This window comes from Modestobacter sp. URMC 112, from assembly GCF_053502575.1.
This window is the reverse complement of sequence record NZ_CP199957.1, coordinates 2,200,234-2,224,557: the sequence shown is the minus strand read 5'-3', so window position 1 is coordinate 2,224,557 and position 24,324 is coordinate 2,200,234. Positions and strand designations below refer to the sequence as shown.

General features: G+C 76.5%; 22 protein-coding genes. 12 read left to right on the top strand and 10 right to left on the bottom strand.

Features of this window, described 5'->3' with window-relative positions:
• Positions 1 to 65: 65 nt before the first annotated feature.
• Together ACWIX6_RS10425 and ACWIX6_RS10420 are read right to left on the bottom strand one after the other, a co-directional pair.
• Positions 66 to 1,484 carry a glutamine synthetase family protein gene (locus ACWIX6_RS10425; RefSeq protein WP_448616778.1) on the bottom strand — a complete coding sequence of 473 codons (1,419 nt, stop codon included), beginning with the start codon at positions 1,482 to 1,484 and terminating at the stop codon, positions 66 to 68.
• On the bottom strand, positions 1,481 to 1,678 hold the full coding sequence (locus tag ACWIX6_RS10420; RefSeq protein ID WP_448616777.1) for a hypothetical protein: 198 nt from the start codon (positions 1,676 to 1,678) through the stop codon (positions 1,481 to 1,483). The genes ACWIX6_RS10425 and ACWIX6_RS10420 overlap by 4 nt, the downstream gene beginning before the upstream one ends.
• Before the next feature lie 205 nt (positions 1,679 to 1,883).
• On the opposite strand from ACWIX6_RS10420, the gene ACWIX6_RS10415 reads away from it, so the two are divergent.
• The 3 genes from ACWIX6_RS10415 (at position 1,884) to ACWIX6_RS10405 (ending at position 6,610) form a co-directional block, all read left to right on the top strand.
• The gene (locus ACWIX6_RS10415; protein ID WP_448616776.1) at positions 1,884 to 3,269 is read left to right on the top strand and encodes a glutamine synthetase family protein; all 1,386 of its coding nucleotides are present in this window, start codon (positions 1,884 to 1,886) and stop codon (positions 3,267 to 3,269) included.
• Positions 3,270 to 3,463: 194 nt separating this feature from the next.
• The gene (locus tag ACWIX6_RS10410; protein ID WP_448616775.1) at positions 3,464 to 4,705 is read left to right on the top strand and encodes a serine/threonine-protein kinase; all 1,242 of its coding nucleotides are present in this window, start codon (positions 3,464 to 3,466) and stop codon (positions 4,703 to 4,705) included.
• A 12-nt stretch (positions 4,706 to 4,717) separates the two neighbouring features.
• The gene (locus tag ACWIX6_RS10405) at positions 4,718 to 6,610 is read left to right on the top strand and encodes a hypothetical protein (protein ID WP_448616774.1); all 1,893 of its coding nucleotides are present in this window, start codon (positions 4,718 to 4,720) and stop codon (positions 6,608 to 6,610) included.
• A gap of 25 nt (positions 6,611 to 6,635) precedes the next feature.
• On the opposite strand, the gene ACWIX6_RS10400 is transcribed toward ACWIX6_RS10405, so the two are convergent.
• Complete coding sequence (locus ACWIX6_RS10400) at positions 6,636 to 7,172, bottom strand: acyl-CoA thioesterase (protein WP_448616773.1); 537 nt, start codon at positions 7,170 to 7,172, stop codon at positions 6,636 to 6,638.
• 52 nt (positions 7,173 to 7,224) lie between these two features.
• On the bottom strand, positions 7,225 to 7,965 hold the full coding sequence (locus ACWIX6_RS10395) for a DUF72 domain-containing protein (protein ID WP_448616772.1): 741 nt from the start codon (positions 7,963 to 7,965) through the stop codon (positions 7,225 to 7,227).
• Between the two features lie 17 nt (positions 7,966 to 7,982).
• Here ACWIX6_RS10395 and ACWIX6_RS10390 point away from each other — a divergent pair, with 17 nt between their 5' ends.
• The 4 genes from ACWIX6_RS10390 to ACWIX6_RS10375 all read left to right on the top strand — a co-directional run bounded on the left by ACWIX6_RS10390 (position 7,983) and on the right by ACWIX6_RS10375 (position 13,822).
• Positions 7,983 to 9,041, top strand: coding sequence for a Gfo/Idh/MocA family protein (locus ACWIX6_RS10390; protein WP_448616771.1), 1,059 nt, complete (start codon positions 7,983 to 7,985; stop codon positions 9,039 to 9,041).
• A 193-nt stretch (positions 9,042 to 9,234) separates the two neighbouring features.
• Positions 9,235 to 10,260 (top strand): 3-oxoacyl-ACP synthase III, encoded by a 1,026-nt coding sequence (locus tag ACWIX6_RS10385; RefSeq protein ID WP_448616770.1) that lies wholly within the window; start codon positions 9,235 to 9,237, stop codon positions 10,258 to 10,260.
• On the top strand, positions 10,257 to 12,854 hold the full coding sequence (locus ACWIX6_RS10380) for an alpha/beta fold hydrolase (RefSeq protein ID WP_448616769.1): 2,598 nt from the start codon (positions 10,257 to 10,259) through the stop codon (positions 12,852 to 12,854). Before ACWIX6_RS10385 ends, ACWIX6_RS10380 begins: the two co-directional genes overlap by 4 nt.
• Complete coding sequence (locus ACWIX6_RS10375; protein WP_448616768.1) at positions 12,851 to 13,822, top strand: NAD-dependent epimerase/dehydratase family protein; 972 nt, start codon at positions 12,851 to 12,853, stop codon at positions 13,820 to 13,822. Before ACWIX6_RS10380 ends, ACWIX6_RS10375 begins: the two co-directional genes overlap by 4 nt.
• On the opposite strand, the gene ACWIX6_RS10370 is transcribed toward ACWIX6_RS10375, so the two are convergent.
• Both ACWIX6_RS10370 and ACWIX6_RS10365 read right to left on the bottom strand, forming a co-directional pair.
• Positions 13,767 to 14,378 carry a GXWXG domain-containing protein gene (locus ACWIX6_RS10370; RefSeq protein ID WP_448616767.1) on the bottom strand — a complete coding sequence of 204 codons (612 nt, stop codon included), beginning with the start codon at positions 14,376 to 14,378 and terminating at the stop codon, positions 13,767 to 13,769. The genes ACWIX6_RS10375 and ACWIX6_RS10370 overlap by 56 nt on opposite strands.
• Positions 14,375 to 15,181 (bottom strand): alpha/beta hydrolase, encoded by an 807-nt coding sequence (locus tag ACWIX6_RS10365; protein WP_448616766.1) that lies wholly within the window; start codon positions 15,179 to 15,181, stop codon positions 14,375 to 14,377. The genes ACWIX6_RS10370 and ACWIX6_RS10365 overlap by 4 nt, the downstream gene beginning before the upstream one ends.
• A gap of 88 nt (positions 15,182 to 15,269) precedes the next feature.
• Here ACWIX6_RS10365 and ACWIX6_RS10360 point away from each other — a divergent pair, with 88 nt between their 5' ends.
• Positions 15,270 to 16,103 (top strand): hypothetical protein, encoded by an 834-nt coding sequence (locus tag ACWIX6_RS10360; protein ID WP_448616765.1) that lies wholly within the window; start codon positions 15,270 to 15,272, stop codon positions 16,101 to 16,103.
• A gap of 21 nt (positions 16,104 to 16,124) precedes the next feature.
• Here the strand turns inward: ACWIX6_RS10360 and ACWIX6_RS10355 are convergent, their stop codons facing one another.
• The gene (locus ACWIX6_RS10355; RefSeq protein ID WP_448616764.1) at positions 16,125 to 16,376 is read right to left on the bottom strand and encodes a hypothetical protein; all 252 of its coding nucleotides are present in this window, start codon (positions 16,374 to 16,376) and stop codon (positions 16,125 to 16,127) included.
• Between the two features lie 26 nt (positions 16,377 to 16,402).
• Entirely contained in the window at positions 16,403 to 17,704 is a 1,302-nt protein-coding gene (locus ACWIX6_RS10350; protein ID WP_448616763.1) for a S8 family serine peptidase, read from the bottom strand.
• A gap of 185 nt (positions 17,705 to 17,889) precedes the next feature.
• On the opposite strand from ACWIX6_RS10350, the gene pgi reads away from it, so the two are divergent.
• From pgi to ACWIX6_RS10335, 3 genes are read left to right on the top strand one after another with little or no spacing between them, the layout of a single operon-like run.
• The gene (gene pgi / locus ACWIX6_RS10345; RefSeq protein ID WP_448616762.1) at positions 17,890 to 19,536 is read left to right on the top strand and encodes a glucose-6-phosphate isomerase; all 1,647 of its coding nucleotides are present in this window, start codon (positions 17,890 to 17,892) and stop codon (positions 19,534 to 19,536) included.
• A gap of 29 nt (positions 19,537 to 19,565) precedes the next feature.
• Complete coding sequence (locus ACWIX6_RS10340; RefSeq protein ID WP_448616761.1) at positions 19,566 to 20,924, top strand: TrkH family potassium uptake protein; 1,359 nt, start codon at positions 19,566 to 19,568, stop codon at positions 20,922 to 20,924.
• Positions 20,917 to 21,606, top strand: coding sequence for a potassium channel family protein (locus tag ACWIX6_RS10335; protein ID WP_448616760.1), 690 nt, complete (start codon positions 20,917 to 20,919; stop codon positions 21,604 to 21,606). Before ACWIX6_RS10340 ends, ACWIX6_RS10335 begins: the two co-directional genes overlap by 8 nt.
• Before the next feature lie 4 nt (positions 21,607 to 21,610).
• On the opposite strand, the gene ACWIX6_RS10330 is transcribed toward ACWIX6_RS10335, so the two are convergent.
• Entirely contained in the window at positions 21,611 to 22,378 is a 768-nt protein-coding gene (locus ACWIX6_RS10330; RefSeq protein WP_448616759.1) for a nitrilase-related carbon-nitrogen hydrolase, read from the bottom strand.
• Positions 22,379 to 22,426: 48 nt separating this feature from the next.
• Between ACWIX6_RS10330 and ACWIX6_RS10325 the strand changes: the two genes are divergently transcribed.
• Complete coding sequence (locus ACWIX6_RS10325; protein ID WP_448616758.1) at positions 22,427 to 23,119, top strand: SDR family NAD(P)-dependent oxidoreductase; 693 nt, start codon at positions 22,427 to 22,429, stop codon at positions 23,117 to 23,119.
• 12 nt (positions 23,120 to 23,131) lie between these two features.
• Here ACWIX6_RS10325 and ACWIX6_RS10320 read toward each other — a convergent pair whose 3' ends face one another.
• Positions 23,132 to 24,322 (bottom strand): pyridoxal phosphate-dependent aminotransferase, encoded by a 1,191-nt coding sequence (locus ACWIX6_RS10320; RefSeq protein WP_448616757.1) that lies wholly within the window; start codon positions 24,320 to 24,322, stop codon positions 23,132 to 23,134.
• Positions 24,323 to 24,324 lie beyond the last annotated feature (2 nt).

Below are 24,324 nucleotides of genomic sequence, written 5' to 3'. Positions count from 1 at the left end.
CAGCGGGCTTGCCGTCCTCGCAGGCTCCGTTGCCGGCGGTGGGGTGGGTCGGGCCGGGTCCGGTGTCAGAACCGGTGGAAGTGGTGGCGGATCTCGAAGTCCTGGTCGTGGGTGGAGAACGCGGCCTCCTCCGACCGCCGGACGGCGAGGTAGCAGCGGGCCAGCAGCGGCCCGAGCGCGGACAGCAGCACGTCGTCCCCGGCCAGCGCGTCCAGCGCCGCCCCCATGGAGTCCGGCAGCGGCCGCACGCGGCCGCGGGCGAGCTCCTCGGGCGACAGCACCGCGGGGTCCCGGCGGCACGGCTCCCCCGGCTCCAGTCGCCGCTGCACCCCGTCGAGGCCACAGGCGATCAGCGCGCCGAGGGACAGGTAGGGGTTGGCGCTGCCGTCGGACACCTTGTACTCGATGTTGTAGGAGGCCTCCTCCCGGCGGTGGAACGGCGAGACAACCCGCAGGGCCACCTCCTTGTTGTCGAAGCCCCACGAGGTGGTCGCCGACGCCCAGGCACTCGGCGTCAGGCGGCGGAAGGAGTTGTAGCTCGGCACGGTCAGCGCGGTCAGCGCGGGCAGGTGCTCGACGACGCCGGCGATGAAGTGCCTGCCCAGTGGGGACAGGTCGCCGGGCTGCGCCCGGTCGTAGAGCAGGCTGCGCCTGCCGTCGAGGTCCCAGAGGCTGAAGTGCACATGGGCACCGCTGCCGATCTCCTGCGGGAACGGCTTGGCGGCGAAGGACGCGACCAGCCCGTGTCGGCCGGCGACCCCGCGCACGGTGTCCCGGAACTTCATCTGGTTGTCCGCCGCTCCCAGCGCGGTGGTGTGCCGGATGGAGATCTCCTGCTGGCCCGGCCCGTACTCGTTGATCGCCTGCTCCACCACCATGCCCTGCGCGCCCAGCGCGTCGACCGTCTCGAGCATGACCGCGGCCGCGAAGTCGTGCCCGATCGAGCTGTAGACCGGCGCGTGGCCCGGGGCGTCGTAGGGGTGCCAGCCACCGTCGTGCGGGGTCGCCAGGTAGAACTCGTTCTCGAAGGTGGCCTGCACGGTGATCCCCAGGCCCGCGGCGCGGTCCACCATGCGCTTCAGGAAGGAGCGCGGGCAGGCCCCCCAGTCGGTGCGGTCGTGGTCGAGCTGGTCGCACAGCACACCCGCGGTGCCCGGCACCCACGGCAGCACGGTGAACGTCGCCGGGTCCGGCACCAGCCGGATCTCTCCCACCGGCTCCATCCCCTCGATCGGCACCAGCTGCTCGAGCAGGTCGATCGCCATCTGCGCCCGGGTCAGGCTCACGCCCTCGAGGAGCTTGTGCCGCAGCTGCCCGACGTGGATCGCCTTGGTCCGGGCCACCCCGCTCACGTCGCAGTAGCCGAACCGCACCAGCCGGACGTCGGCCGCGTGGGCCGCGGCCACCACCGTCGCGATCTGGGCGGCCAGCGCGTCCTCCGCGTCGTCCTGGACGGCGGTGCCGCCCGGTCCCGGTGCTGTCACAGCATCACGTCCCCACCGTTGGGCCCCAGCGTCTGACCGACGTGGTACGAGCCGTCCTCCGAGGCGAGCAGGACGGCGGTCGGGACGATCTCGCCGTCGGCGAGCCGCCCGGTGGGCAGCTCGGCGAGCTCGGCCGAGCGGCCGACCGGCCACCGGCCACCGGTGGCCGGGTCGCGGAGCTGTGCTGGGTCCATGCCCGCCGACCTCCGCTCCATTTGATGTCCGTCAGAGATATCAGAGAACGGGGGCTGTGTCGCGCGACTGCCGGCACGCCGTCCCGGACGCACCGGACCGCGGGGGGACAGCCGTGGCCGTGGACCCGCCCGGGACCCCGATCCCCCGGCAGACTGCACCGCAGGCGGCGCCCCGGACGGCGGGCGCCGGTCGGAGAGGAACGGGATGAGCGACTTCTCCGCCGCGAGCGGCGGCGACGACGGCGTGGCCCTGACCGCGACCCTGTCCGCGGCAGGCGTCGACACGGTGGCCGTGGCCATCGTCGACCCGGCCGGGGTGGCCCGGGTGAAGATGGTCCCGCTGTCCCGCCTGGCCGCCGTACGACGCTCCGGGATGGGGTTCTCCCGGGCCATCTCGGTCTTCAGCATCGACGACCTGCCGGTCGCCGTCCCCGGCCTCGAGGGTCCGATCGGCGACCTCCGGCTGCTGCCCGACCTGACCGCCTGCGTGCCGCTGGTGACCGAGCCCGGCGTGGCCTGGGCGCCGGCCGACCAGTACGACCAGGACGGCGGCGCCTGGCCGACCTGCCCACGGCTCTTCCTCCGCCGGATGGTGCAGCGGCTGGCCGACCGGGGTCTGCACCTGCAGGTGGGCCGCGAGCTGGAGTGGTTCCAGGGCGTCCGCGGCGCCGGGCCGGACGACGCGCCGATGCCGGCCTCCGACGGTCCCGGGTACAGCGCCGCAGCCCTCGCCTCCACCGACTTCCCCATGGCCCTGCTGCGGGCCTGCTACCAGCAGGGGGTGCCGGTCGAGCAGTTCCATGCCGAGGTGGCGCCGGGCCAGTTCGAGCTGGCCCTGGCCCCGTTGCCCCCGCTGGAGGCGGCTGACGTCGACCTGCTGGTGCGCCAGCTGGTCCGGCAGGTCTCCCGGCCGCTGGGCCAGCGCCCGTCCTTCTCGCCGATGACGGTCGCCGGCGGTGTCGGCAACGGCGCGCACGTCCACCTGAGCGTGTGGTCCGACGGTGGCGACGGGGCCCCGGGCCGCAACCTCTTCGCCGGCGACGGGCCGGGCGGGCTGACCCCGCGGGGGGCGTCCTTCCTGGCCGGCGTGCTGCGCGAGCTCCCTGCGCTCACCGCGGTCACCAGCCCCAGCCCGGTCAGCTACCTGCGGCTGCGCCCGCAGCAGTGGGCCGGGGCGTACCAGGCGTGGGGGGTGGAGAACCGCGAGGTCGCGCTGCGGGTGGTGCCGGGGATGGCCGGGCACCGGGCCACTGCGTCCAACGTGGAGTACAAGCCGATCGACCCCGCCGCCAACCCCTACCTCGCCCTGGGCGCGATCGCCGCCGCCGGGCTGGCCGGCCTGGACGCGGAGCTGACGCTCCCCGACCCGGTGCCGGTGGACCCGTCCTCCCTCGGCCCGGACGGTCCCGTGCGCCGGCTCCCCGGCTCCCTCGGCGAGGCCGCCGACGCGCTCGAGGCCTCGACGGTGCTCCGCGAGGCGATGGGCGACCTGCTGCACACCTCCTTCCTGGCCACCCGGCGGGCCGAGGCCGAGACCTACCGGGACGTGCCCGACGCGGAGCTGGCTGCCGCGCTGCGCTGGCGGTGGTGACCGGGCCGCGTGCTCGGGGCCGGGTGCCCAGGGTCGGCGCGGCGTGCCGTCGGCGGCCAGCCGGAGCACGGTCGCCCGACCGATCCCGCTCCCGGCCCCGGTGACCACGGCAGGAGGCGACCGCATGCCGGCCCCGCGCACAACCCGCTCGCGCAACGCCGGTGGGCGGACGGCTCCGGGCGTACTGTCCGGCCATGAGCGGCGACACCCGAGCGGCCGGTCGGGTGGTGGCGGGGCGCTACGCGCTGGACGACGAGCTGGGCCGCGGCGGCATGGGCGTCGTCTGGCGGGCGACCGACCTGGTGCTCTCCCGCGAGGTGGCGGTCAAGGAGGTCACCCTCGCCTTCCACCTCAGCGACGAGGAACGCGCCGTGCTGCGGGAGCGGACGCTGCGCGAGGCGCGGGCCGCCGCACGGCTCACCCACCCCTGCGTCACCAGCGTCTACGACGTGGTCGAGGACGAGGGCAAGCCGTGGGTGGTGATGGAGTGCGTGCCCTCCCGGAGCCTGCAGCAGCTGCTGCAGGAGGGCCCGCGGTCGCCGCACGAGGTGGCCCGGATCGGCATGGACGTGCTGGCCGCCGTGGAGGCCGCGCACGCGGCGGGCATCGTGCACCGCGACGTCAAGCCGGCCAACGTGCTGGTCGGCGAGGACGGCCGGGCGCACCTCACCGACTTCGGGATCGCCACCAGCACCGGTGACTCCACGCTCACCACCCAGGGCGCGGTGCTCGGCTCGCCGAGCTACATGTCCCCGCAGCGGGCCAACGGCGAGGACCCGCAGCCCGCCGACGACCTCTGGTCGGTCGGCGCGACGCTGTACACCGCCGTCGAGGGCCACCTGCCCTTCGACCGCGGCGAGCCGATGGCCACGCTGTTCGCGGTGGTGTCCGAGGACCCCGAGCCGATGCTGGCGGCCGGCCCGCTGGAGCCGGTGCTGCGCGGCCTGCTCACCAAGGAGCCCGGCCGGCGGATGTCCGCCGCCGAGGCACGTCGCCGGCTCGAGGAGGTGCTCACCGGCGCAGCACCGCCCCGCGCGGCTGCCCGGCCGGCCCGCTCGCCGCGCATCCGGGACGCCGTGCACCGCGGCGGCCAGCTGGCCCGGTTCGACCGCGCCGAGCTCCGGTCGGTGGCCTCGGCGTCCCGGGCCGTCCTCGGCTCGGTGGCCGGCACCGTGGCCGAGTCGGTGGTCCGGGAGGCCCGCGACCAGGCGCGCACGCTCGTCGACCGGAAGCTCGGGCGCCCCGACCCGGCACCGGGCAGGAGCGACCCTCCCGGGCGGGACGCCGGTGCGGCCGGGCCGGTGACCACCCCGCCGCGCTGGCGCTTCAAGCGCCGGTGGGTCGTCGTCCCGGTGGTGGTGACCACCCTCCTCGCCGTCCTGGTGCTGGTGGGCCTGGCGGTCCTGCTGGCCCGGACGGGCGTGTTCGGCGGCTGAGTGAGCCGGCCGGTGACCGACGACCCCCTCACCCCGGACTTCGCCGCGTTCGTCCGGGAGCGCCGTCCCGAGCTGCTGCGCACGGCGCTGCTGCTCACCGGCGACCGGGCGTCCGCGGAGGCCCTCGTCCAGCAGGCGCTGACCCGCGCCCGGCGCCGGTGGGGACGCCGCAGGGCCGGCGACGACCCGCACACCGCCGTCCTGCGGTCGATGGTCGCCGCGGTCACCCGCCGGGGCGCCGGGCTGCTGCGCGCCGAGCAGGTGCTGGAGTCCGGGTCCGCCGCCGCCCCGGCCTGGCAGCACCGGGAGCTCGCCCGGGCGCTGCGCGAGCTCCCGCCGCGGACCCGGGCGGTGGCCGTGCTGCGCTGGCACGAGGACCGCGACGTCGCCGCGACCGCGCGGCTGCTCGGCTGCTCCCCGGAGTCCGTGGCCGGCGACGCCGCCGACGCGCTCCCCCGGCTGGCCGCCGCGCTACCGGTCGGCTACCAGCGGGACGCGGACGAGGCCGGCGACGAGGACCGGGTCCGGCAGCAGCTGGCCCGGCTGGCCGCGGACCCCGGCCCGTGGCAGCTGGACGACGCCGAGGCGGTGGCCGACGTCGCCGCCCGCCGCCGCACCGCCCGCCGCCGGGTGGTCGCCGGCCTCCTGGCCGCGGCCTGCGCGGTCGGCGTCGGGGTGCCGCTGGCCCGCACGCTCCCGGACCCGGCGCCGCCACCGGCCACCCCCGCGGCACCGGGCCCGTCGCTGGACCGTCCACCGCCGATCGTCCCGCGGTCGACACCGGTGCTGACCGGCCCGACCCGGGGGTCGCTGGCAGGCGACCCGGTGTTCCTCGGCGCCGTCCGGCAGGTCGACTGGGGCGGCCTGACCGCGCCGCCGCCCCACCGCAGGCAGGTCGTCTACGCCGGGGACACCCCGTCCGGCCGGGCCGCGCTGGTCACCGGCGTCGTCGACGAGGACTTCCGCGGGGTGTGGCTGACCGGCCCGGTCGGAGCGGCCGCGGAGACGCTGGTCCCCTCCCTGCCGGCCGACCTCGGCCTGGACCGGCCGGCCTCGCTGGTGCTCGGCGGGCCCGGGCCGGCCAGCCTGCTGGTGGTCGCCGGCCGGGACGACCGGGTGGAGGTCTCCGACCGGCTGCGGATCGGCCCGCGCGGCACGGTGGGCCGCACCTACGAGGCCGTCGACGCGCCGGACGGGGTCGCGGTCGTCCCCGTCGCGACCACCGCCCGCGGGACGGCGGTCAGCGTGCGGGTGCTCGCCGAGGGCGAGGTCGTGTACCGGTCCGGCGCCGACTGGCCCGGCGCGGGCTCCCCCGGCCCGGTGCCGCTGCCCGCGGCGGACCCGCTGCGGCCCGCCACGGTGCTCCCCGACGACGCGCTGGTCGCCACCGCGCTGACCACCCTCGCCGTCCCGCTGGGCGTCGAGCCCGACGCGCTCGAGGCCGAGCTGGTCTGGTCCGGCGCGCTGCCCGACGGCCGCCCCGGCACCGCCGCGGTCCTGCTGGCCCGCAGCCCCGGCGGCGCGCTCCTGGTCAGCACCTGGGTGCGGGCCGGTGCCCAGGTCGTCCCCTGCGGCGTGGCCACCCCGCCGGGCAACGCCGACGTCGCCCGGCTGACCGTGGCCCGGATCTGCGACGTCGCCTCCGGCCCGCCCGCGCGGGCCGGCCGGGGCCGCTGGCTGGTGGTCTCCGCACCGCCGGCCGGCGTCTCCGCCGAGGTCCTCGACGGCCAGGGGCGGCCGGTGGGCAGGGTGCCGCTGACCGGCGGAGGCGCCGTGGTCGCCGTCCCCGGGGGCGCGCGTGCGGTGCGGGTCCTCGACGCCGCCGGCCAGGTGGTGACCGGTGCCCCGGTCGCCCCGGCGGCCGTCGAGCCGTTCGGCGACTTCGGCCCCGGCAGCGGACGGTGACCGGCAGGGCGCCGGCCCGGCGGGGTCAGGCCGGGGCGGCGCCGCCGGCGACCCTGATCTCCGTGGTCACCCGCTCGACCTCCCGGCGCAGGTCGCGGCGCCGGCCGGCGGCCTCGTGCCGGCGGCGCTCCTGCGCCGTCCGCGGCTCCCACGGGGGCACGGCCACCGGCCGCCCGTCGGGGTCGAGGGCGACCATCGTGAAGTAGCAGCTGTTGGTGTGCCGGACGACCTGCCGGACCAGGTCCTCGGTGCTGACCCGCACGCCGATCTCCATCGACGTCCGGCCGGTCCGGTTGACCGAGGCCTGGAAGGTGACCAGCTCCCCCACGTGCACCGGCTCGCGGAAGACCACCTGGTCGACCGACAGCGTGACGGCGTAGTTGCGCGCGTAGCGGGTGGCGCAGGTGTAGGCCACCTGGTCCAGCAGCTTGAGCAGCGTGCCGCCGTGCACGTTGCCCGCGAAGTTGGACATGTCCGGCGTCATCAGGATCGTCATGGACAGCCGGTGCAGGTCCTCGGCGCTGCCCCGCGCCCCACCCGGGTCCTCGCTGGTCTGCGGCACGGCTCTCCTCGGGACGACGCGGACGGTGCGCGCCGCCATGCTGCCGTACCCGTCAGCCGCTGACGAGGCCGCCGACCAGCCCGCGGAGCGCCTCGGCGTCCCGGACGGCGTGGCCGTGGCCGTCGTTGTTGAAGTAGACGTAGACGTCCCGGCCGTCCCCGGCCCACTCGCCGATCCGGTCGGCCCACCACCGCAGGTCGGCCTCGCCGTACGAGCCGGCGTAGAGGTGCTCCCGGTCCGGGCCGTGCATCCGCACGTAGACGAACGGCGCGGTCGCCCGCAGCACGCACGGCAGCCGCGCGCCGCTCATCACGCAGTACGCCGCGCCGTGCCGCTCGAGCAGGGCGAACACGTCCTCGGTCTGCCAGCTGGGGTGCCGGAACTCCACGGCGACCCGCATCCAGTCCGGCAGCAGGCCCAGGAACCAGTCCAGCCGGGCGTCGTCCCGCTCGTGCCCCGGGTGCAGCTGCACCAGCAGCACCGCCCGCCGGTCCCCGAGCTCGTGCCAGCAGGACACCAGCCGCTGCACCCAGACCTCGGGGGCGTACAGCCGCTTGGCGTGGGTCAGCCCGCGCGGCGCCTTGACCGACAGGCCGAACCCGGGCGGGAGCCTGCGCCGCCAGCTCGCGAACGTCGCCGTCCGCGGCCAGCGGTAGAAGCTGGCGTTGAGCTCCACGGTGTCGAAGCGCCGCACGTAGTGCGCCAGCCGGTCGGCCGCCCGGGTGCCCGGCGGGTAGAGGACGCCGTCCCAGTGGTCGTAGCTCCAGCCCGACGTCCCGATGGAGACGGTCACGGGGCCATGATCGACCCATGACGGGGAACGCACTCCAACCGGTCCGGTTCGGCCTCGTGGGCTACGGCTTCGGCGGGCGGTGGTTCCACGCGCCGCTGCTGGCCGCCGCGCCGGAGTGCGACCTCCTCGGAGTGGTCACCACCTCGGCCGAGAGGCGGTCCCTGGTCGCTGCGGAGCACCCGGGGACGGCGACGTTCGGCTCGCTGGCCGAGCTCGCGGCCGCCGGCGCCGAGGCGGTGGCGATCTCCACCCCGGCCGACACGCACAGCGCGCTGACCGACGAGGCGCTGCGGCTGGGGCTGGCCGTGGTCTGCGACAAGCCCTTCGCGCTGGACGCCGCGGCCGCCCGGCGCAGCGCCGAGCTCGCCGCCGGGCTCGGCCTGCCGCTGTCGCCGTACCAGAACCGGCGCTGGGACGCGGACTTCCGGACCGTCCAGGCGCTCGCCGCCGACGGCACCCTCGGCGAGCTGACCCGGCTGGAGTCCCGGTTCGAGCGGCTGGCTCCCGACACCGGCCCGGGGCGGTCCGGCGGCGGGACGCTGCTGGACTTCGGCAGCCACCTGGTGGACCAGGCGCTCGTGCTGCTCGGGCCCGTCCAACGGGTCTACGCGGAGTGGCGGCTGCGGGAGGACGGACTGGACGACGACGTCTTCGTGGCGCTCACCCACACCGGCGGCGCGCACGCGCACCTGTGGGGCAGCTGGAGCCAGGGCGCACCCGGGCCGCGGTTCCGGGTCACCGGCACCACCGGCAGCTACGTCGTCACCGGCGGCGGGGTGGGCGGCATGGAGGGCCAGGAGGACGCGCTGCTGACCGGGCACACCCCGGCCACCCTGGGCGAGCGGTGGGGCGCCGAGCCGGAGGGGACCTGGGGTCGCGTGCACCGCGGCGGCCCCGGCGAGCCGGTGCCGACCCTGCCCGGGGCGTGGGACTCGTTCTACCCGGCGTTCGCCCGGGCCCTTCGGGGCCGCGGCCCGGTCCCGGTCGAGGCGGCGGACGCGGTGGCGACTGCGACCGTGCTGGACGCCGCCCGCCGCAGCGCGACCGAGGGCAGGACGGTCGACCTGGCCGGCTGACCTCCCGGGGGCCGGGACGGGAGCCGTCCGGCCGGCGCGGGCGCCCGGGCCGGACGGCGACGTACGCTGCTCGGGGATCCGGCCGCCGCCGTCCGGATCACAGGGGTACGCCGTCCTCGACGGGGTACCCGGAGCGACGACCGGGGCGCCGTACGAGTATGGAGCCGACCTCCACTCGACAGGACCTGTGCAGATGCGTGGCAACACCACCCACCGATTCGCCAACACCACGATCCTCGACGTCAGCTCCGCGGACGCCTCCCAGGTGGTCACCTCGGCGTCGCTCGACGAGCGGCTGGCCGAGACCTACGAGCGGGTCCGGCTGCGCCCGGGGATGCTCGAGCGGCTGGTCGGCATCCGGGAGCGCCGCTGGTGGCCCGAGGGCGTCACCTTCGTCGACGGCGCGGCTATGGCCGGGGCGAAGGCGATCAGCGAGAGCGGCATCGACCCGGCCGAGATCGGCCTCATGGTCAACACGTCGGTCAGCCGCATGCACCTGGAGCCCTCGACGGCGACCGCGGTGCACCACGCGCTCGGGCTGCCCAGCTCGTGCCAGAACTTCGACCTCACCAACGCCTGCCTCGGCTTCGTCAACGGCATCGAGCTGGCCGGCGCGATGATCGACTCCGGCCGGGTCGACTACGTGCTGGTGGTCAACGGCGAGGACTCGCAGAAGGTGCAGGAGCGCACCATCGCGAACCTGTCCCGCCCCGGCACCACGTCCAAGGACGTGATGGCCCAGTTCGCCTCCCTCACCCTCGGCTCCGGCGCCGCCGCGATGGTGCTCGGCCGCGCCGACCGGCACCCCGAGGGCCACCGGGTGGTGGCCAGCGCCAGCCGGGCCGGCACCGAGCACCACGAGCTGTGCATCGGCGACAACGACGGCATGTACACCGACCTCAAGGGGCTGCTGGACGCCGGCCTGCAGCTGTCGCAGGACCTGTGGACCGAGGCCACCGGCGAGTTCGACTGGGCCCGCGGCATGGACCGCTACGTCATCCACCAGGTGTCCCAGGTGCACACGAACGCCGTCTGCGAGCGGCTGGGCATCGACCCGGCGCGGGTGCCCCGCACCTTCCCCGACCGCGGCAACATCGGCCCGGCGTCGGTGCCGTTCACCCTCGCCGGCGAGGCGCACGACCTGGTGGACGGCGACCGGGTGCTGCTGATGGGCATCGGCTCGGGCCTCAACGCCTCCATCCTCGAGATCGCCTGGTGACGGCGGCGGCCGCCCCCGACGTCCCGCACCCCCTCCCCGGGCTGGACCCGGCCTGGTCCCGGACGCTGCGCGTCCCCGGCGCCGACGGCGTTCCGCACACCTGGCACGTGCTCGACAACGGCGTGACCGACCCGGTCGGGACCCTGCTCTGCGTGCACGGCAACCCGACCTGGTCCTACCTGTGGCGGCGGCTGCTGGCCGCCGCGCCGCCGGGCTGGCGGGTCGTGGCACCGGACCAGCTGGGGATGGGGTTCTCCGAACGCCTCGGCACCGCCCGCACGCTGCCCCAGCGGGTCGCCGACCTCGGCGACCTGACTGCGGCGCTCGGCGTCACCGGGCCGGTGGTGACCGTCGCCCACGACTGGGGCGGGGTCATCTCGCTGGGCTGGGCGCTGGCGCACCGGGACCAGCTGCGCGGCGTGGTGCTCACCAACACCGCCGTCGCCCAGCCCGACGACGACCTCGGCCCGGTGCTGATCCGGCTGGCGTCCTCCCGCGCGCTGCACGAGGTGGTGACCGTCCGCACCCCGCTGTTCGTGGCGACCACGACGCGGCTGTCCCGGCCCGCGCTGCCCGCCGACGTCCGCCGGGCCTTCGCCGCGCCCTACCGCTCCGCGGCCCGCCGGCGGTCGGTGGGCGACTTCGTCGCCGACATCCCGTTCACCGGGGCGCACCCCTCCCGGCCCACCCTGGACGCGATCGGCGAGGGCGTCCGCGCCCTGGACGTGCCGGCGCTGCTGCTGTGGGGCCCCCGCGACCCGGTCTTCGCCGACCGGTACCTCGCCGAGATCCGCCGCCGGCTGCCGCAGGCGCAGCTGCACCGCTACGAGAACGCCTCCCACCTGCTGCCCGAGGACGCGCCGCAGTACGCCGACGCGGTCGCCCAGTGGGTCACCGACCTGGACGCCGGACCCCCCGCGACGCCCGCCCGGACGACGTCCGTCCCCGACAGCCGCCGGCTGTGGTCGGCCCTGGCCGAGCGGGCCGGCGACGACTCCCCCGCCGTCGTGGAGGTCGGCGGCGCCGCCACCAGCTGGTCGGCGCTGTCCCGGCGGGTGGAGCAGCTGGCCGCCGGGCTGGCCGCCTCCGGCGTCCGCCCCGGCCACCGGGTCGCGCTCCTGGTGGAGCCCTCGGCCGACCTGACCGCCACCGTCTACGCGGTGTGGCGGGCCGGCGGGGTGGTCGTGGTGGCGGACAAGGGGCTGGGCCTGGCCGGCATGCGCCGGGCGCTGCGCAGCGCGGCGGTCCGGCACGTCGTCGCCGGCGGCCCCGGCCTGGCCGCGGCCCGGCTGATGGGCCTGCCCGGGTCCCGGATCGCCGCCGGCGTGCACCCGGCACTGCGCCGGGCCCTGGGCGCCGACTCCGACCTGGCGGGGCTGGCCGACCTGGGCCGCGCCGCCCCCGCCCCGGCGGGCATGCCCCTGGACGCCGACTGCGCGGTGCTGTTCACCTCCGGCGCGACCGGCCCGGCCAAGGGCGTGGTCTACACCCACGCCCAGGCGCTTGCCCAGCTGGAGCTGGTGCGCAGCACCTACCGGCTCGGCCACGACGACCGGTTCGTCGCCGCCTTCGCGCCGTTCGCACTGCTCGGGCCGGGACTGGGCATCGGCTCGGCGGTCCCGGCGATCGACGTGACGAAGCCGGGCACCCTGCGGGCCGCGGACCTGGCCGACGCGGTGGCCGCCGTCGACGCGACGGTGGTCTTCGCCTCCCCGGCCGCGCTGCGCCGGGTGGCCGCCACCGGCGGGGAGCTGTCGCCGGCGCAGCGGGCGGCGCTGGGCGGGGTCCGGCTGCTGATGTCCGCCGGCGCCCCGGTGCCCGCGCCGCTGCTCGAGTCGGTCCGGGCCGTGCTGCCCCGCGCCGAGGCGCACACCCCCTACGGCATGACCGAGGCGCTGCCGGTCACCGACGTGTCGGCCGCCGAGGTCGCCGCGGCCGGCCCCGGCGACGGCGTCTGCGTGGGCCGGCCGCTGCCCGGCGTCGAGGTGCGGCTGAGCCCGCTGTCGGCCCTCGGCCGGGCCGACGGTGCGCTCACCGCCGAGCCGGGGCGCACCGGCGAGGTCTGCGTCCGCGGCCCGCACGTCAAGGACCGGTACGACGCGCTGTGGGCCACCGAGCGGGCCTCCTCCCGGGACCCTGGCTGGCACCGCACCGGCGACGTCGGACACCTCGACGACGCCGGCCGGCTGTGGATCGAGGGCCGGCTGCCGCACGTCGTCAGCACCGCCGACGGCGTCCGCACCCCGGTCGGCCCGGAGCTGCGGGTGCAGCGGCTGGCCGGCGTCGAGGCCGCCGCGCTGGTCGGCGTCGGCCCGCCGGGCACCCAGGTCGCCGTCGCCGTGGTGGTGCCCGCGCGGACGGGGCGGCGGGCCGGGTGGGCCGGCCGGGACCGGCTGACCCCGGCGGACCCCGACCTCGCCGACGCCGTGCGGACGGCGGCCGGGGTGGACCTGGCCGCCGTGCTGGTCACCGGCCGGCTGCCGGTGGACATCCGGCACGCGTCCAAGGTCGACCGCACCGAGGTCGCCCGCCGGGCGGCCCGCGTGCTGGACGGCTCGGGCGCGCGCCGGCGCCGCAGGTCCGGCCGCCGGTGAGGGTGCTGGTCACCGGGGCGAGCGGGATGCTCGGCCGGGCGACGGCGCAGCGCCTCGTCGAGCGCGGCGACGAGGTGACGGTGCTGCAGCGCCGGCCCGCCCGGATCGGCTGCGCGGAGGTGCTCGGGGACGTCGCGGACCCGTCCGCGGTGCGCCGCGCGGTCCGCGGCCAGGACGCCGTGGTGCACCTGGCCGCCAAGGTCGACGTGGTCGGCCGGTGGGCCGAGTACTCCCGGGCGAACGTGACCGGCACCCGCACCGTCGTCGCCGCCTGCCGGGAGCTGGGCGCCGGCCGCCTCGTGCACGTCTCCTCCCCGTCGGTCGCGCACGCCGGCAGCGCCCTGGCCGGCGTCGGCGCGGAACCCGCGGACCCGGCCGCCGCACGCGGTCACTACGCCCGCTCCAAGGCCGTGGCCGAGCAGGAGGCGCTGGCCGCCGACGCCCCGGACCTGGCCGTGCTCGCCGTCCGCCCGCACCTGGTGTGGGGCCCCGGGGACACCCAGCTGGTCGGCCGGATCGTCGAGCGGGCCCGGGCCGGCCGGCTGCCGCTGCTGGGCTCGGGAGCCGCCCTCGTCGACACCACCTACGTGGACAACGCGGCCGACGCGCTTGTCGCCGCGGCCGACGCCTGCGGGCCGGTGCACGGCGAGGCGCTGGTGGTCTCCAACGGCGAGCCGCGGCCGGTCGGCGAGGTGCTGGCGCGGCTGTGCCGGGCAGCCGGCGTGCCCGGCCCCCGGTTCCGGGTGCCCTTCCGGGCCGCCTGGCTGGCCGGCGCCGCCATCGACGCCGGCTGGGCGCTGGCCGGCGCCCGCAGCACGCCGCCGCTCACCCGCTTCCTGGCCGAGCAGCTGGCCACCGCGCACTGGTTCGACCAGCGCCGCACCCGGACGGCGCTGCGCTGGGCGCCGCGGGTCAGCCTGGACGAGGGGTTCGCCCGGCTGGCCCGCTGGTACGCGACCCGGCCGTGACGTCGGCTCTGACGTCGCGGCGCAGCACGAACGGGAACGGCTCGGGCACGCCCCGGGCGTCCATCAGCCCCAGCAGGGTGTCCGGCCCGACCTGGCGGAAGGCGTCGACGACGGGCAGCCGGTCGTAGACCAGCGCGCCGGTCAGGACGCCGCGGTGCAGCACCTCCCGCACCCGCGCCTGCGGCCGCCGGCCGGTCAGCAGCGGCCGGACCGCGGCGAACGCCGCGCGGGCCGGCGCGGTGCGGGCCGCCCCGGGGACGGTCCGCAGCAGCCCCAGCGGGGCGAACCGGGGGTCCACCGGCCGCGGCACGCCGGCCCGGTCCCGGAACAGCAGCGGGAAGACCGTCTCGGCGTCGACCACCTCCTTGCCGTACCAGCCGAAGGCGGTGAGCAGGCCGTCGAACCGGTGGCCGGTGGGCAGCTCGCTGCCCCGCCAGCGGCCGGCCAGCCCGGCGGCGGGCACCGGCGGCAGCCCGTCGAAGAAGGCCAGCACGTCGGCTGCCGCGGCCCCCGCCTGCAGCAGGGCCAGCCGCTCCAGCGCGGCGTCCCCGGTCACCGGGGGCCCGTCCAGCCCAGCCAGTCGGCCGCCTCCGCGGCGACCTCCGGCGGCACGACGTGCGCACCGGCGAACTCCCGGTAGGTCACGTCGTACCCCTCGTCGGTCAGCCGGGGCACGATCCGGCGGCTGGTCGCGTCGACCGGCAGGACGTCGTCGGCGTCGCCGTGCGACACGAACACCCGCGGCCGGCCGTCGGCCGGCGACGACCGCGGCCCGCGGGGCACGAAGCCCGGGGAGAAGGCGACGACCCGGCCGAACAGGCCGCCGTTGGCCAGCCCGAGGCCCAGGGCGTACGACGCGCCGTCGGAGAACCCGGCCACCGCGACCTGCCCGGCGTCCACCGCGACGAGTCCGAACACCCGGTCCAGCGCCCGGTCGAGCAGCGCGGCGTCGGGGCCGTGGTCGCCCCCGACGGCGTCCCAGGTCGAGCCGCGGGACGCCGGCCCGAGCAGCAGCAGCCCCCGCTCGTCCGCCTGGGCCCGGAGCAGGGCCAGCCCGCCCTCGGCGTCGCCGCCGGCGCCGTGCAGCGTCACCACCAGCGGCGCCGGGCGGCCGGGGACCAGACCGGGCGGCAGGTGCAGCAGCGGGTCGCGCCGGGACTCCAGCCCCAGTGGCGTCGTCCCCGGCGGGGGCGCGCCCGCCGGGGGCGTGGCGGGCGGGCGGGCCGCCAGGACGGCGGCGGGGTCGCCGCCGTCCTCGAGCAGGTCGCCGGGGAGCCGTCCGGTGCAGCCGGCGAGGACCCCGGTGAGCGCGGCGGCGGCCAGGAAGCGTCGGCGGGTGGGACGGGAGCGGGTCGGCACCGCGGCCCTCCTACCCCCTCGGGCGGCCGCCACCCGTGCCGCGCGCAGCCGCCCGGAGCGGGGCCGTGCCGGCGGTACAGTCGGCGCGGTGAGGATGGGTCCGCGGGCCGTCGTCGTCGGCCTGGCCGCGCTCGGCGCCGTCCTCGGGCTGCCCGCGACCGCCTCGGCCGAGACCGGTGGAACGGACGCCCCCGTCGGCTACGACGTCTCGCACCCCCAGTGCGGCACCGAGCTCCCCGAGGACCACGCCTTCGGCGTGGTCGGGGTGAACGGCGGTCTGGCCACCCGGGAGAACCGCTGCCTGGTCGAGCAGCTGCGGTGGGCGGCGGAGGCCAGCGGCGCGGTGCGCACTCAGCCGGGGCTCCAGCTGTACGTCAACACGGCCAACCCCGGGCAGGTCCGCGACCGGGTGGACACCTGGCCCGCGAGCGGGGACTCCCCCTACGGCGAGTGCGACGGGACCAACAGCCTGGCCTGCTCCTGGGTCTACGGGAAGACCCGCGCCCTGGTCACCGTGCACGCCTTCTTCCGGCCGGCCGCGCGGGCGGCCGGCGTCCCGGAGGACCCGGCGGCGCACCGCTGGTGGCTCGACGTCGAGACGATGAACACCTGGCAGACCGGCTCGCCCGCCGCGCTGGACCGCAACCGGGCGGCGCTGGAGGGGATGGCCGCGCTCTTCCGCTCCGTCGGGGCGGAGGTGGGCGTCTACTCCACCGGGTACCAGTGGCGCCGCATCGTCGGGACGGTCGGGCCGGACAGCGTGCTGTACGACGTGGACAGCTGGCTGGCCGGTGCGGTGTCCCGGGTGGGCGCCGAGGAGAACTGCGACGCGCCCCCGCTGACCGGCGGCGGCGAGGTGCTGCTGTCCCAGTACGTCAGCGCGGACCTGGACCACAACGTGCCCTGCCCGGCGGGCCGCTGACCCGGCCGGACCGGCGGCGCCCTACTGGACGGGCGAGTCCGGCGGCGGCAGCTGGTGCCGCAGCCGGGCGTCCACCGAGGCCACCCCGGCCACACCCGACAGCGACGCCCGGGCCGACTCGGGCGCGGCGCCGGTGACGATGCCCAGCTCGTCCAGGACCTGGGTGACCTGCATGCCCCGGGCGCGGAGGTCGGCCACCACGCCGGCGAGGGCCGGCAGGTGGTCATCGTCGACGGTCACGGTGATCTCAGCCATCCGCGGTGGCCCGGCCATGCGCGCAGGTTACGCCCGCGACCGGCTCACGCGGGGGCCACGACGAGCCCGCTGCCCACGTCCACCGAGGGCTCCGTCAGCCGCTGCGCCTCCGCGCAGAGCGTCGCCCACAGGTCCAGGCCGCGGCGGCCGGTCTGCTCCGCCCACAGCGCGGCGACGCCCGCGACGTGCGGCGTCGCCATGCTGGTGCCGCTGATGACGCGGTAGCGCTCCGGCATCGGCCACGAGGACAGCACCTGCCAGCCGGGCCCGGCGATGTCGACCTGGCCGCCCCGGCCGCTCGTCCCGCTGCGGGCGGAGAAGTACGTCGTCACCAGCTGCTGGTCCAGGGCACCGACCGCCATGATCTCCACGCTGTTGGCCGGCGCGCCGACGAAACCGGGGTCACCGGCCCGGCGGTCGGCGTTGTTCCCCGCCGCCGCGACGATGAGCGAGCCCCTCCGCAGCGCCCGGCGGCCGGCCGCCGAGTACGGCGGGTGCGACTGCTGGACGTCGGCGCCCAGCGACATGGAGATCACGTGGCAGCGGTTGGCCACCGCCCAGTTGATCCCGGCGAGGATCCCCGCGTCCTCGCCGCTGCCGGCGTCGCTGAGCACCTTGCCGGCGAGGATGCGGGCCTCGGAGGCGACCCCGTAGCGGGGACCGGTGTCGGGCTCGCGGGGGCCGCAGGCGGTGCCGATGCAGTGCGTGCCGTGGCCGTGCCCGTCCTGGACCGCCTCTCCGGGGACGAACGACTGGGTCAGCACGTCCCGGCCGGCGAAGTCGGGGTGCCCGACGTCGAAGCCGGTGTCCAGCACGGCCACCGAGATGCCGCGTCCCGTGTGGCACGACGCCACGGCTCGGGTGGCGTGGATGCCCCACGTGGCGCGGGCGTCGTCGGCGAACGCCGGTGGCGTCGGCAGCTCCTCACCCGGACCCCCGTCCTCCCCGCCACCCACCAGCCGCGCGGTGAGGTCGGCGACCCCGTCCCGGTAGGCCTGCGCGTACTCCACGGGGTCCGGTGCCAGCACGTGGTGGACCAGCTCCGGGGAGACCGAGAGCACCCGTCGGCCCGACGCGGCGCCGGCCGTCTGCAGCACGCCCAGCTGGCGGGGCTCCGCGGTCACCACCGCGATGCCCAGCTCGGCGAAGAAGGTGGCCCCGGCCCTGGCGACGGTGGCGGCCACGTCGTCCTCGGACAGGTCGCGGGAGTCCGCGACGTCGGCGATGCCGGCCGCCTCCCACGCCACCGGCGCCTCCTCGGCGTCGTCGGCGAAGACGACGATGGTGCGCCCGGTGGTCTCCACCGGGGGCCGGTCGCTCCTGGACGGCACGGACGTCTCGATCACGGCGTTCCCCCTCGATCGGCGCCGCGGGCCGACCGGCCGGGCGCCCCCCACCTGCGGGCGCCGGCCGGCGCCCGTCCTCCTGGAGTCTCGTGGGCGCGGTGGCCGCCCGCCAGGGCAGGACCGGACGGGCACCGCGGGCGGCCTGGCAGGGTGTGGTGCCGACGACCCCGGGGCAGGAGGACGGCATGGCGATCGACGAGACACCCGAGTGGCAGGCGCTGGCCGCACACCACCAGCAGGTCCGCGACGTGCACCTGCGGGAGCTGTTCGCCGACGACCCCGACCGCGGCAGCACGCTGGTCGTGCGCGCCGGCGACCTGGTCCTGGACTACTCGAAGAACCGGCTCACCCCGGAGACGGTCCGGCTGCTGGTCGCCCTCGCCGAGCGCGCCGGCCTCCGCGAGCGCACCGAGGCGATGTTCCGCGGCGAGCACGTCAACAGCACCGAGGACCGCGCCGTCCTGCACACCGCGCTGCGGGACCCGCGCACGTCCGGCGTCCAGGTGGACGGGCAGGACGTCGCCGCCGACGTGCACGGGGTGCTCGACCGGATGGCCGACTTCGCCGACCGGGTGCGCGGCGGCGGGTGGACCGGGCACACCGGCGAGCGGATCCGCACCGTGGTCAACATCGGCATCGGCGGCTCCGACCTCGGCCCGGCGATGGCCTACCTGGCGCTGCGCGACTTCTCCGACCGGTCGCTGGCCTTCCGGTTCGTCTCCAACATCGACCCGACCGACCTGGCCGAGGCCACCCGCGACCTGGACCCGGCCAGCACGCTGTTCATCGTCGCGTCCAAGACGTTCACCACGCAGGAGACGATCACCAACGCCACCGAGGCCCGCCGCTGGCTGGTCGAGGGGCTGGGCGGTGACGAGTCCGCGGTCGCCAAGCACTTCGTCGCGGTGTCCACCAACGCCGCCAAGGTGGCCGACTTCGGCATCGACACCGACAACATGTTCGGGTTCTGGGACTGGGTGGGCGGCCGGTACTCCTTCACCTCCGCCGTCGGCCTGTCGCTCCTCGTCGCGATCGGACCGGCGCACTTCCGGGAGCTGCTCGACGGCTTCCACCGCATGGACGAGCACTTCCGCACCGCCCCCTACGAGCAGAACCTGCCGGCGCTGCTCGGGCTGATCTCGCTCTGGTACGTCGACTTCTTCGGCGCCCAGACCCAGGCCGTGCTGCCCTACTCGCAGTACCTCGCCCGCTTCCCGGCCTACCTGCAGCAGCTGTGCATGGAGTCCAACGGCAAGTCGGTGACCCTGGACGGGACGCCGGTCGCCGTCTCCACCGGGGAGATCGTCTGGGGCGAGCCGGGCACCAACGGCCAGCACGCCTTCTACCAGCTGCTGCACCAGGGCACCGTGCTGGTGCCGGCGGACTTCCTGGCCTTCGCGCTGCCCGGGGACCTCGCCGCCGGCCGCGGCCTGGACGACATGCACGACCTGTTCCTGGCCAACTTCCTGGCCCAGCCGCGGGCGCTGGCGTTCGGCCGGACCGCGGAGGAGGTCGCCGCGGACGGGACGGCGGCCGACGTCGTCCCGCACAAGGTCATGCCGGGCAACCACCCCTCCAACGCGATCGTGGCGCCGCGGCTGACCCCGGGCGTGCTGGGCCAGCTGGTCGCCGCCTACGAGCACCGGGTCTTCACCCAGGGCGTGATCTGGAACATCAACTCCTTCGACCAGTGGGGGGTGGAGCTGGGCAAGGTCATGGCCGCCCAGCTCGCGCCGAAGCTGCAGGGCGAGGCCGCCCCCGACTACGACGCGGACTCCTCCACGAACGCCCTGGTGCGGTACCTGCGGGAGGGCCGCGGCCGCCCCGCCTGAGGCCCGTCCCGACGCCCTAGGGTGCTCGGATGGTCGGCACCAGCGGGCGGTCGTGGCCGCCGCGGCGACGCTGGCACCCGGCCCAGGCGGTGGTCGGGGCCTACGGCATCGGGCTGGCCGCCGGCACCGCCCTGCTGACCCTCCCGGTGGCCCGGCGCGGACCCGGCGGGGCGGGGTTCGTCGAGGCGCTGTTCACCGCGACGTCGGCGCTGTCCCTGACCGGGCTGGCCGTCGTGGACACCGGCACGCACTGGAGCGGGTTCGGCCAGGCCGTCGTCCTCGCCCTGGTGCAGGTCGGCGGGCTGGGGATCATGACGCTGACCTCCGTGCTCGCCATCCTGCTGGCCCGCCGGCTCGGTGTGCGGGCGCGGCTGAACGTGGTGGCCGAGGCGCGCAGCGTCGGCGTCGGCGACGTCCGGCGGGTGCTGCTCGGTGTGGCCACGGTGAGCCTGCTGATCGAGGCCGCGGTCGCCGCCGTCCTCACCCTGCGGCTGGCCGCCGGATACGACGAGCCGCTGCACCGGGCGCTGTGGCTGGGGGTGTTCCACGGCGTGCAGGCGTTCAACAACGGCGGCCTGTCGCTGTACCCGGACAGCCTGGTCCGGTTCGTCACCGACCCCTGGGTGCTGGTGCCGATCGACCTCGCGGTGATCGCCGGGGGCCTGGGCTTCCCGGTGCTGTTCCAGCTCCGCCGGGACCTGCGGGTGCCGCGGCTGTGGACGATGAACACCCGGCTGGTGCTCGCCGGCACGGCCGGGCTGCTGGGGGCCGGCACCCTGGTGCTCACCGCGCAGGAGTGGCAGAACGACGAGACCCTGGGCCCGCTCGGTGTGGGCGGCAAGCTGCTCGCCGGGTTCACCAGCACCGTCATGACCCGCTCCGGCGGCTTCAACGTGGTCGACGTCGGTGCGATGGAGCCGGGCAGCTGGCTGGTGTCCGACGTGCTGATGTTCATCGGCGCCGGACCGGCCGGGACCGGCGGCGGCATCAAGGTGACCACGTTCCTGGTGCTGTTCTTCGTCATCTACGCCGAGGCGCGGGGCGAGGGCGCGGTCAACGTCTTCGGCAAGCGGCTGCCCCGGTCGGTGCACCGGCAGGCCATCGCGGTGGCCCTGCTGTCGGTGGCCGGCGTCATCGTGCCCACGCTGGTGCTGCTGCCCCTCACGCACCACACCCTGGACGTCGCGCTGTTCGAGGTGATCTCGGCGTTCGCGACCGTGGGGCTCTCCACCGGGATCACCCCCGACCTGCCCACCGCCGCGCACCTGATCCTGGTCGTGCTGATGTTCATCGGACGGCTGGGGCCGATCACACTGGCCTCGGCACTGGCCCTGCGGCAGCGCCGGCAGCTGTTCGACCTCCCGAAGGAGCGACCCGTCATTGGTTAGCCTGCTGCGCCCCCGGCACCCGGAGGACCGGTCGTCCGGCGCCGTCGTGGTCATCGGCCTGGGCCGGTTCGGGTCCGCGCTCGCGCTGGAGCTGATGGCCGGCGGCACCGAGGTGCTCGGCATCGACGACGACCCGGACATCGTGCAGGCGCTCAACGGTCAGCTCAGCCAGGTGGTCCGCGCCGACAGCACCAAGGAGGAGGCGCTGCGCCAGCTCGCCGTCCCCGACTTCGAGTACGCCGTGGTGGGCATCGGCAGCAACGTGGAGGCCAGCATCCTGACCGCGTCGCTGCTGGTCAGCTTCGGGGTCGGCCAGGTGTGGGCCAAGGCGCTCAGCGAGCCGCACGGCCGGATCCTGCGCCAGCTCGGCGTCTCCCACGTCGTCTCCCCCGAGGCCGACATGGGCCGCCGCGTCGCCCACCTGGTCCGCGGCGCCGTCCTGGACTACATCCAGTTCGAGGACGACTTCGCGATGGTCAAGACCTGCCCGCCGGCGGAGATCGTCGGCCGGCGGCTCGGGGACACCCGCGTCCGGAGCAGGCACGGCGTCACCGTCGTCGCCGTCCACCGCCGCGGGCAGGGGTTCACCTACGCCACGGCCGACACCGTGGTGGAGCCCGACGACATGGTGATCGTGGCCGGCCGGACCCGCGCCGCCGAGCGCTTCAGCCGGCTCTCCTGAGCCCTCAGGGACGGCGGTCGGCGAGGAAGCGCAGCCGGTCGCGGGTGGCCGCGACCTCGGCGGCGTCCACGTCGGCCAGCACGATCGTCTCTACCCCGGAGGCGGTGGCCAGCAGCTCCCCCATCGGGTCGACGATCCGGCTGTCCCCGGCGTGCCCGGTCCCGTCGCCGGCCGTGCCGACCCGGTTGCAGCCGACCACGTAGGCCTGGTTCTCGATCGCCCGGGCCTGCAGCAGGGTCGACCAGTGGTGCCGCCGGGCGGCGGGCCAGTTCGCCGGCACCAGGTAGAGGTCGGTGTCCGCCGCGGCCGCCCAGAAGACGTTGGCGAACCGCAGGTCGTAGCAGATGAACGGGGTGATCCGCAGGTCCCCGACCTGCACGGTCACCGGTCCCTCCCCGGACCGGAAGCGGTTCCGCTCGTCGGCGAAGGGGTGCAGCTTGCGGTACCGGTGCGTGCTGCCGTCCGGGCCGGCCAGCACGAACGAGTTGTAGGGCAGCTCGCCGTCGTCAGCCGAGGACCCCGGGACCTCCGGGCAGGTGCCGGCCACCCACACCCCGTGCTCGGCGGCCTGCGCGGCGAGGAACTGCGCCGAGGGGCCGCCCTCGGGCTCACCGATGCCCGGCGTCATGGAGAAGCCGGTGGAGAAGGTCTCGGTGAGCAGCACCAGCTCCGCGCCGGCACCGACCGCCCGGGCCACCTGGGGCGCGAGCCGGTCGAAGTTGGCCTCCCGGTCCTCCCACACGATGTCGTGCTGCACCGCCGCGATCCGCATGTCCCCATCCTCCCCGACGGGAGGCCGAGGGCGGGTACAACCATCGGCATGACGCGGACGGCACTGGTCACGGGCGGTTCGGGGGGACTGGGCACGGCGGTCACCCGCAGGTTCCTCGACGGCGGCTGGCGCGTGGTCGTGCCCTGGCTGGTGGAGGCCGAGCTCGGGCGGCTCGGCGCCGAGCCGGGGCTCGAGCTGGTGCGGGCCGACCTGTTCGACCCGGCCGCGGTCGCCCCGGTCGCCGAGCTGGCCGCGGGCGACCCCGACCGGCCGCTGGGCGCGGTGGTGAACCTGGTCGGGGGCTTCGCGATGGGGGCCCGGGTGGCCGAGGCGCCGGTCGAGGACTTCGAGGAGCAGCTCCGGCTGAACCTGCGGGCCACCTACCTGGTCTCACAGGCCTGTCTGCCGCACCTGGTGGCGGCCGGCGGCGGGGCGGTCACCGCGATCTCCAGCCGCGCCGCGGTGCGGCCCTTCGCCGGCGCGGCCGGGTACGTGTCGAGCAAGCTGGCGCTGCTCGGCCTGGTCGACGTGATGGCCGCCGAGCACCTGCAGGACGGGGTGCGGGTCAACGCCGTGCTGCCCAGCGTCATCGACACCCCCGGCAACCGGACCGGCCAGCCGGACGCGGACCACTCCCGCTGGGTCCGCCCGGAGCAGGTCGCCGAGGTCGTGTACTTCCTGTCCAGCGACGCCGCGTCCGCGGTGAGCGGAGCGCACGTGCCGGTCTACGGCCGCGCCTGACCGGGGCGGGGGTCAGACCCGCAACCGGCTCAGCCGCTCCGCCGCCTCGGTGAGCACCTCGTCCCGCTTGCAGAAGGCGAACCGCACCAGGTGCCGGCCCAGGTGCGCGTGCGCCGGGTCGTAGAAGACCACCATCGGGACGGCGACCACCCCGGCCCGCTGGGGCAGCGACCGGCAGAACGCCAGCCCGTCGCCGTCGGGCTGCACCGGGCGGACGTCCACGGTGGCGAAGTAGGTGGCCTCCGGGCTGACCACCGGCAGCCCGGCCGCCCGCAGCCCGGCGACCAGCACGTCCCGGCGGCGCCCGAGGTCCGCGGCGACTCCGGTGAAGTAGGTGTCGGGCAGCCGCAGCCCGGCGGCGATCGCGGGCTGGAACGGGCCGCCGTTGACGTAGGTGAGGAACTGCTTGGCGGTGCGGACGGCGGCGACCAGCGGCGCCGGGCCGCACACCCAGCCGATCTTCCAGCCGGTGGTGTTGAAGGTCTTGCCGCCGCTGCTGACGACCAGCGTGCGTTCCCGCATGCCCGGCAGCGTGGCGATCGACCGGTGCACGGCGCCCGGGAAGACCAGGTGCTCGTAGACCTCGTCGGCCAGGACCAGCAGCTCGTGCTCCATCGCCAGCGCCGCCACGGCCGCGAGCTCGGAGGCGGTGAACACCTTGCCGGTCGGGTTGTGCGGGGTGTTCAGCAGGAGCAGCCGGGTGCGCGGGGTGACCGCGGCGCGCAGGTCGGCCACGTCGAACGCCCACGGCCCGGTGAGGTCGGCCGGCGGGTGCAGGGGCACCGGCCGCAGCACTCCCCCGGCCATGGCGACCGCGGCGGCGTAGCTGTCGTACATCGGCTCGAACAGCACCACCTCGTCACCGGGCTCCAGCAGGGCCAGCAGCGCGGCGGTCAGCGCCTCGGTCGCCCCGGCGGTGACCAGCACCTCGTCGGCCGGGTCGTAGGTCAGCCCGCGGAAGCGGTGCACGTGCCCGGCGACCGCCTCGCGCAGCTCCGGCAGGCCCGGCCCGGGCGGGTACTGGTCGTGCGGGGTGCCGATGGCGGCGCGGGCCACGTCGAGGACCTCGGCCGGCCCGGGGGTGTCGGGGAACCCCTGGCCGAGGTTGATCGAGCCGGTGGCCACGGCGAGCGCGCTCATCTCGGCGAACACCGTCGTCCCGAAGCCCTGCAGGCGGGCGGACAGGTACGGAACCCTGGTCACCG